The following is a 7482-nucleotide window of genomic DNA, read 5'->3' on the forward strand; positions in this document are numbered from 1 at the left end:
TGGTCGATATGTATTTACCCGATTAAATTTTAATTTATAATAAACCATGAAAAAAATAATTTTAACCTTTAAAATACTATTCGGACTCTATTTGTCCGGACAGGTAAACACGGTATTGGAGCCCAAAGATTTCTTTCAAAAGCTAAATAATTCTAATGTTGTGATTTTAGACGTTCGCACACCAGAAGAATTTGAAACCGGACATATTAAAAATGCAGTGGATTTAGATTACAGAAATGCAACTTTCAAAGATAAAATCAGAAAATTGGATCCTTCAAAAACCTATATGATTTATTGTAGATCTGGTGTGCGGTCTGCTTCAACAGTTGATTCTCTAAAAAATCTTGGATTTACTCATTTATATGATCTCAAAGGAGGAATAAACGCTTGGAAAAAAGAAAATCTTCCTGTTGTCGGAGAATCTGCTGATAAAATATCTAATGAAGATTTTAATAAAATAATTTCTTCTCATCGTATTGTGCTCATTGATTTTTATGCACCTTGGTGCGGGCCTTGTTTAAAAATGGCACCTATGTTTAAAAAGTTAGCTGAAAAATATAAAAATAAAATAGAATTAATTAAGATCAATAGTGATGAAAACAGAAATTTATCTAAAGCGTTTATACAAGATGGTTTTCCTAAGCTAATTGCCTATAAAGATCAAAAAGCACAATGGGAAAAAGTAGGATTGATTGACGAAGAAGAGCTTATACAAAGGATTGAAGATTTAATAAAATAAATTATACTTATGAAAAAAACTTATCTCATCACAATTTTACTTTTTTCAATCAGCATAGGATATAGTTGTACTACCGCCGTAGTATCCGGTAAAGCTACTCCGGACGGTAGACCTATACTATATAAGAATAGAGATACGAACACTTTGCATAGTCGATTAGTATATTCAACTTCTGGAAAATATTCTTTTATAGGAATGACCAATCCAAATGACCTAGAAAATAAAAATATTTTGAACGGTCATAACAGTGCCGGATTTGCCATTATGAATTCTGACAGCTATAATATAAATTATCCGGAAATAAAGGAAAATCAACGACGAGATGGTGAGATCATGAGACTTGCATTGGAAAGTTGCTCTACGCTGGAAGATTTTGAAAAACTACTCAATTCACTTTCCAAACCTTTACGTCTAAGTTCTAATTTCGGAGTAATAGATGCTCATGGTGGTGCAGCCTATTACGAAACCGGAAATCTGGAATTTGTAAAATATGATGCCAATAATCCTGATATTGCTCCCTTCGGGTATATTATACGAACTAATTATTCTTTTTCGGGAAAACCCGAAGATGGTAAAGGATATAGTAGATATTTACAAGCACAAGAATTATTATATTCTGCTTCACTAACCAATTCGCTTACTCCAAAATTCTTTTTACAAGATGTTTCAAGGAGTTTAGTTCATGGATTGACAAAAATTGACTTGAATAAGTATGATGAACAATTTTCCGCGTTCAGAGACTTTATTCCTCGCTATTTTACCGCATCCGTGGTTACCATACAAGGAGTGAAACCCACGGAATCTCCTTCGCTAACTACTTCATGGACAATTTTAGGAACCTCTTTAGGATCTGTAACCATTCCCTTATGGCTAAACTCTAATAAAACCTTTCCTAAAGTATTGACCTCCGATTCAAAACAGGTTACCCCTATGGACGAATGGGCAAGTGCTATAAAAAAGAAATTATTTCCTATACAAAAAGGAGAAGGATCAGACTACATACATGTCCCTACTCTTTTGGTAATTAAACCGAAACTAATTTCTATTGAAAATGAAATTATTCAAAGATGTGAATTAATTTTAAATGAATGGAGAAATAAAGATAAAATTAATGAAAAAGAATTGACCAATTTTTATTCTTGGATCGATACTTATATCCATGAAAAATATCTTCCCTTGCTGAAGTAAAAATTTTCATTTCAAACATTTTATTATTTTAGATACACCTTTTACATTTTTAAAATAGTTATTTGGAGAATGTAAATAGGTGTATTCTTTTCGTTCTGAAACAAACCTAGCCTATTTTATAAGTAAATATTAACTATATTTTTCGATTATAGCAAAAAAGTTTAAATTTGCTTTCATATCGATATGAAAAATAAACCTACACATTACGGATTATTATTGGCAGCAATAACCATTATAATATTTTTTGCTGTTTATCTCTTATATTTGGGAGAGGATTATTATATGATAAGTATAAAGATAAATTTTTTTGTTCTTCCAGGTTTATATACTTTAACAGCATTGATTTTATTATATAAACTAACTAATCAAACAAAATTACCTTTTTTAAAATGTTTGAGTTATTCATTTACAACGCTAGCTTTAGGAGGAACATTGTCATATATTTTCATAGCAATTTTTTTCAGTTATATAGATTTACATGCGCAACACTTATTATACAATCAGGGTATGAGTAAGCTTATGGAAAATCTTAATGCCGAGTATGCTACTATTCAAAATCCATCGGAGGAAATTACATCAAAGTACAATGAATACGTGTCTATTCTGAAATTGAGAATGGCAATGAATGAACCTTTTTTTACTTTTAAAAATTCATGCGTATTTTTAAGTGCACTTTTCTTTTTTTACTTTATAATATCCTTACTTTTGTCAATATTTTTTAGAACGAGATTACCTAATGCAACTTTCCATCGTCATTCCCCTGCTCAATGAGGCAGAATCTTTACAAGAATTATTGAATCGCATTCAAACCGTATGTGAAAAAGAAGGTTATACTTATGAAATCGTATTTGTTGATGATGGAAGTACTGATTTATCTTGGAAAATTATTTCAGAATTTAGTCGATTATACCCGGAAGTAAAAGGTATTAAATTTGCTAAGAACTATGGAAAATCTCAAGCACTAAATGCAGCCTTTAAAGTTGTAAAAGGTGAGGTCATAATTACTATGGATGCAGATTTGCAAGATTTTCCAGAAGAAATTCCCGCACTTAGAAAAATGATTGTTGATGATGGATTCGACTTAGTTTCGGGATGGAAGAAAAAAAGATATGACAATGTATTAACAAAAAATCTTCCTTCCAAACTGTTTAATAAAGCTGCCCAAATTACTTCAGGAGTAAAATTACATGATTTTAATAATGGACTGAAAGCATATAGAAAAGAGGTAGCCAAAGCTATCGATGTCCACGGAGATATGCATCGTTATATACCCGTTTTAGCTAAAAATGAAGGATTTACTAAAATAACTGAAAAAGAAGTTCCTCACCAAGCCCGATTATATGGGAAATCGAAATTCGGTCCTAATCGATTTGTTCGCGGTTTTCTTGATTTAATTACAGTATGGTTTATGTCAACGTTTGGAACAAGACCTATGCACTTTTTTGGATTTATCGGTACCTTAATGTTTATTATAGGATTTTTTTCTTCAGCTTGGCTTGGAATAAGCAAATTGATAAAAGTATGGAAAAAAATACCAGCTCAACTGATAACGAATGATCCATTATTTTACATAGCTTTGACCATGATGATTTTGGGAACATTATTATTTATTGCCGGATTTTTAGGGGAACTAATTGTTCAATTGAAGCGTAGAAAAAAGGACGATTATACAATCTCTAAATACTTAAATATAGATTAATATGAAAAATTTTTTTCGTTACAGCATTTTATCTACCATATCTTTTCTGATTATTTCTTGCTCTCGTTCTATTAAGGGTGAAGGAGAAATAATCAATAAAGAAATAAAAATCAGCCAAATTAAAGAAATTTCCGCACATGGTTCTTACAGACTCATTTATTTGTATGATATATATAGTCCTAGAATAGTTATAGAGTCATATAAGAACTTAATTGAAAATCTAAAAATAGAAGATTCTAATGGAAAGCTTTCCATTTCTGAATCCCGAAAAGTATCTAATCCTGATCTTTACAACATTTACCTCTACAACAAACAAATTGAAAAGTTTGATATACATGATAATGTACATGTTGATATAAATACTCAATTAAGAGTTTCAAAATTAACTATAAATCTTGATGATACTACAAAGTTTATAGCTAATACCGTTATAGCAAATGATATAAATGTTCAATTAAAAAATGATGCTAAAATTAACCTTAGAGGATCAAGCAATAATCTTACTTTATTAGCGCATGATTCCAGTGATTTTACAGCACCGTTTCTTGAATTATCTGAAGCTCAAGTTGAGCTTTCAGACGTTGCTAATGCCGAATTAGCTGTTAAAAGCAAATTACAAGGAAAAATATCTGATAATACAAAACTAACTGTCATTGGAAATCCCGCTAAAAATATTCAACAAAAAGACTTAGCTGTTATAAATTTTAAATAATTATAAAATTAACATTTATATTTATGAATTCATTAGAATTTGCAAAAACTTGGTTACAATCTCCTTTTGATGAGGAAACTCAAAAGGCTGTACAACATTTGATTGATTCGAACCCAAAAGAACTGGACGATGCATTTTATAAAAATCTTGAATTCGGTACGGGTGGTATGCGTGGAATTATGGGGATTGGAACTAATCGTCTAAATAAATATACCTACGGTCAAGCCACCCAAGGTTTGGCTAATTACCTTCACCAGCAATTTCCGGATAAAAAAATTACAGTAGCCATAGCATTTGATGTTAGACATAATAGCAACACTTTTGCTAAATTGGTTGCCGATGTTCTTACTGCTAATGGAATATATGTATATTTATATAAAGAATTTCGTCCTACACCAGAATTATCCTTCACAGTAAGAAATCTAAAATGTGATGCGGGTATCGTATTGACTGCTTCTCACAATCCTCCTGAATATAACGGATATAAGGTTTATTGGAATGATGGAGCTCAAATTGTTCCTCCTCATGATACGGCAATTATAAAAGAAGTTCGCTCGGTTGATTTTGCTGATATTAAATTCAATGGTGATGATACGAAAATAACTTATTTAGGAACAGAGGAAGATCAGAAATTTATCAATGCTGCTGTTGAAAATACTTCTTATTGTAAAGGTAAAAAGGATTTAAAAATTGTATATACTTCTTTACATGGAACTTCTATAAAAATTCTTCCTGATGCATTAGAAAAAGCCGGTTTTGAAAATGTATTCATAGTACCGGAACAAAAAATTCCTGATGGAGATTTTCCTACTGTAAAATCACCAAATCCGGAAGAACCGGAAGCTCTTTCTTTAGCTTTAAAATATGCCGAAGAGCAAAATGCTGATATTGTTTTTGGTACAGACCCTGATGCAGACAGATTAGGTGTAGCCGTAAGAGATTTAGATGGTAAATTGGTTCTTTTAAACGGTAATCAAACCAATACAGTTATTACCGATTATATTCTTGGAAAATGGAAAGATAGTGGAAAAATCGACGGAAAACAATTCATCGGATCGACTATAGTTACTTCTGATATATTTTTCCCATTAGCTGAGTATTACGGAGTAAAATGTAGAGTGGGATTAACCGGCTTTAAATGGATAGCGGACTTAATTAGAAAGGCAGAAGGAAAGGAAAAATTTATTTGCGGCGGTGAAGAAAGCTTTGGTTTCATGCCTAGTGACTACGTTCGTGATAAAGATTCTATTTCTTCTATTTTAGTAGCTTGTGAAGCAGCTCAAGAAGCTAAAAATGAAGGTAAAACTTTATTCGATAAACTTCTTGAAGTTTATACAAAAGTTGGTTATTATTATGAAGAATTAGTTTCTATAGTTAAAAAAGGTAAAGACGGTGCCGAACAAATTGCTAAGATGATGGAAGAATTCAGAGTAAATCCTCCTAAAGAATTGATCGGTCAAAAAATTGTAAAACTAGATGATTATCAATCTTCTACTTCTTTAAATTTAGAAACCGGTGAAAAAACACCCATTAATATACCAAAATCAAATGTACTAATATTTTACACTGATAAAGGTACGAAGTTAGCTTGTAGACCTTCGGGTACAGAACCAAAAATTAAATTTTATTTCTCTGTACAAGATTCTTTATCATCTAAAGAAGAATTTAAAAATAAACTCGCACAAGCCAAAAATAAAATTCAAAAAATTAAAGAATTTTTAGATTAATAAATTCTCCCTTATAAAAAATTCCGATAATTAATTATCGGAATTTTTATTTCTTACTCTTATAAATATTAATTTACATTATTTTTTTTTAGAAATTTAGCTAAATGACTCGTATCAGTAAAGCCAAACTCTTGAGCTATTTCTTTTAATTTAATATCTTTATTTTTAAGTTTTTTCTTTATCATCTTTATCAAATACATATTAACATATGTTTTATAATTTACTTCAAATTTCTCTTTAAAAAAACTGCTAAAATAGTTGGGAGATATATTAAAATAATAGGATATTGCTGATATGGATAACTTTTCTTTACAAAAAATATTTTGTTGAATATATATTGAAATTCTATTTTTTATAGGTATTGTATTGTCGGATAGAATGAGATTTCTATTTATTAGATATTCTTCAATCATACCTAAAACAGAAATGATTTGGTAATAAACAAAAATGGATTGCTCAACCTTTCTTTCCGTTGAATATAAAAATAAGTTATTCATCGTTGTTTTTAATAGAACATCACAGGGATATTGAAAAGAGACTTTTTCTTGCTTCAACCATTCTAAATTAAGTAATTCAATAAATGAGATGGCTCTATTTTCTTTATTTATATATAAGTCTTTATGTAAATCAAAATACTCTTGGGTAAATTTTACGTAAAAAAAGCTGGTCTCATGATCTACCTTAAAATAATGTCTATCATTGGGTGAAAGTACAAATAAATCACCATCAGAATATTCAATAATCGAATCATTATAAAAATGTTTACCTTTTCCCCTTTCTATATAGATAAGTTCATAATGATCTTGTTTATGCATTTCACAAGAATATTCATTTTCTATAAGGCGATTTATAATTAAATAATCTATTTGATTAAATTTTAACATGATATAAAATTAAAATTATTTCTATTTTTTTACTAATTATTGAGTAATTAGTATTCTAGTTTTATAAGTATAAATTTAAATTTATGATATATAACTTACTCACTTTCTTAATTGCTCTATGTTGTTTCTTATTTTATATTATGGAAAACTAAAAAGAATTCTAAACATAAAAACAATCTTTATTTTTTTGAAGGTTTAGAAATACTTATTCTTTCTGCAACAGAAACAGGAAATGTAAGAAAATTAGCCGAAAATTTGAATGAGGCATTGGCTATTTATTGATGGATTTAATGTACAACACTATTCGGTTGGTAAATTTACAGATATATCCATCTTAAATAGATGTAAAATATTACTGTTTATTACTTCTACTTATGGTGAAGGAGAAATTCCCAATGAAGCCCTAAAATTTTACAAAAATTTAAAAAATATTCAAAATTTCGATTTTTCTCAATTACAGTATTGCGTCTTTGGACTCGGAGATTCATCTTATAAGTTTTTTTGCAAAGCAGCAGAAAATATAGACTACTTAT

8 protein-coding genes are annotated in these 7482 nt (G+C 29.5%); 7 read left to right on the plus strand and 1 reads right to left on the minus strand.

The features are described 5' to 3' along the window. Positions 1–46 precede the first annotated feature (46 nt). The 6 genes from M3Z80_RS08370 to M3Z80_RS08395 all read left to right on the plus strand — a co-directional run bounded on the left by M3Z80_RS08370 (position 47) and on the right by M3Z80_RS08395 (position 6065). Positions 47–739 (plus strand): thioredoxin domain-containing protein, encoded by a 693-nt coding sequence (locus M3Z80_RS08370; RefSeq protein WP_293919132.1) that lies wholly within the window; start codon positions 47–49, stop codon positions 737–739. Positions 740–748: 9 nt separating this feature from the next. Next, the gene (locus M3Z80_RS08375) at positions 749–1927 is read left to right on the plus strand and encodes a carcinine hydrolase/isopenicillin-N N-acyltransferase family protein (RefSeq protein ID WP_293919133.1); all 1179 of its coding nucleotides are present in this window, start codon (positions 749–751) and stop codon (positions 1925–1927) included. A 183-nt stretch (positions 1928–2110) separates the two neighbouring features. Continuing rightward, positions 2111–2698: a DUF4199 domain-containing protein gene (locus M3Z80_RS08380; protein WP_293919135.1), complete on the plus strand. Its 588-nt coding sequence runs from the start codon at positions 2111–2113 to the stop codon at positions 2696–2698. Then, entirely contained in the window at positions 2664–3626 is a 963-nt protein-coding gene (locus tag M3Z80_RS08385) for a glycosyltransferase family 2 protein (RefSeq protein ID WP_293919136.1), read from the plus strand. The genes M3Z80_RS08380 and M3Z80_RS08385 overlap by 35 nt, the downstream gene beginning before the upstream one ends. A gap of 1 nt (position 3627) precedes the next feature. Further along, positions 3628–4338 (plus strand): GIN domain-containing protein, encoded by a 711-nt coding sequence (locus tag M3Z80_RS08390; protein ID WP_293919137.1) that lies wholly within the window; start codon positions 3628–3630, stop codon positions 4336–4338. 23 nt (positions 4339–4361) lie between these two features. Next, positions 4362–6065 carry a phospho-sugar mutase gene (locus tag M3Z80_RS08395; RefSeq protein ID WP_293919138.1) on the plus strand — a complete coding sequence of 568 codons (1704 nt, stop codon included), beginning with the start codon at positions 4362–4364 and terminating at the stop codon, positions 6063–6065. Positions 6066–6133: 68 nt separating this feature from the next. On the opposite strand, the gene M3Z80_RS08400 is transcribed toward M3Z80_RS08395, so the two are convergent. Beyond that, entirely contained in the window at positions 6134–6949 is an 816-nt protein-coding gene (locus tag M3Z80_RS08400) for an AraC family transcriptional regulator (RefSeq protein WP_293919139.1), read from the minus strand. A gap of 259 nt (positions 6950–7208) precedes the next feature. Here M3Z80_RS08400 and M3Z80_RS08405 point away from each other — a divergent pair. Continuing rightward, the coding region (locus M3Z80_RS08405; protein WP_293919140.1) for a flavodoxin domain-containing protein at positions 7209–7482 on the plus strand (274 nt) is incomplete at its 3' end.

The organism is Apibacter sp. (assembly GCF_025291155.1).
Taxonomy (GTDB): domain Bacteria; phylum Bacteroidota; class Bacteroidia; order Flavobacteriales; family Weeksellaceae; genus Apibacter.

Bases quoted from the DNA above. Each gene is read 5' to 3' on its own strand.
- M3Z80_RS08375 (WP_293919133.1), top strand. From the start codon at position 749: ATGAAAAAAACTTATCTCATCACAATTTTACTTTTTTCAATCAGCATA.
- M3Z80_RS08390 (WP_293919137.1), top strand. From the start codon at position 3,628: ATGAAAAATTTTTTTCGTTACAGCATTTTATCTACCATATCTTTTCTG.
- M3Z80_RS08400 (WP_293919139.1), bottom strand. From the start codon at position 6,949: ATGTTAAAATTTAATCAAATAGATTATTTAATTATAAATCGCCTTATA.
- M3Z80_RS08385 (WP_293919136.1), top strand. From the start codon at position 2,664: ATGCAACTTTCCATCGTCATTCCCCTGCTCAATGAGGCAGAATCTTTA.
- M3Z80_RS08395 (WP_293919138.1), top strand. From the start codon at position 4,362: ATGAATTCATTAGAATTTGCAAAAACTTGGTTACAATCTCCTTTTGAT.
- M3Z80_RS08380 (WP_293919135.1), top strand. From the start codon at position 2,111: ATGAAAAATAAACCTACACATTACGGATTATTATTGGCAGCAATAACC.
- M3Z80_RS08370 (WP_293919132.1), top strand. From the start codon at position 47: ATGAAAAAAATAATTTTAACCTTTAAAATACTATTCGGACTCTATTTG.